Source organism: Cupriavidus sp. SK-3, from assembly GCF_000611145.1.
Taxonomy (GTDB): domain Bacteria; phylum Pseudomonadota; class Gammaproteobacteria; order Burkholderiales; family Burkholderiaceae; genus Cupriavidus.
Genome location: NZ_JFJV02000100.1, coordinates 1 through 263 on the forward strand (window position 1 = coordinate 1; position 263 = coordinate 263).

General features: G+C 60.5%; 1 protein-coding gene. It reads right to left on the reverse strand.

From position 1 onward, the window contains the following. Positions 1-263, reverse strand: a 263-nt coding sequence (locus CF70_RS09900) for a T6SS immunity protein Tli4 family protein (protein WP_255350646.1), incomplete at both ends; no start/stop codon positions are given.

The following is a 263-nucleotide window of genomic DNA, read 5'->3' on the forward strand; positions in this document are numbered from 1 at the left end:
TCGCGCCGGCCTCATCGACGAGCGAAGACACTTCTTCCGGCTTCACCCCTTCATCCTTATCCGCATCGGTCAGTGCATCCCCCAGCATCAACTGGATTTCCGTGTGCGGCTGTGCTACTGAATCGGGATTGCCCGGCGCCAGAAGGTAGAAGCGGTATAGCTGGCTCCCACCTTCCTTGATGGAAAACAGCACTTCCTCAGCCTCCATGCCCGCGACCTGGCGCTTGCCTTCACGCAGAATCTGGACGCTGCCTTGCGCGCGC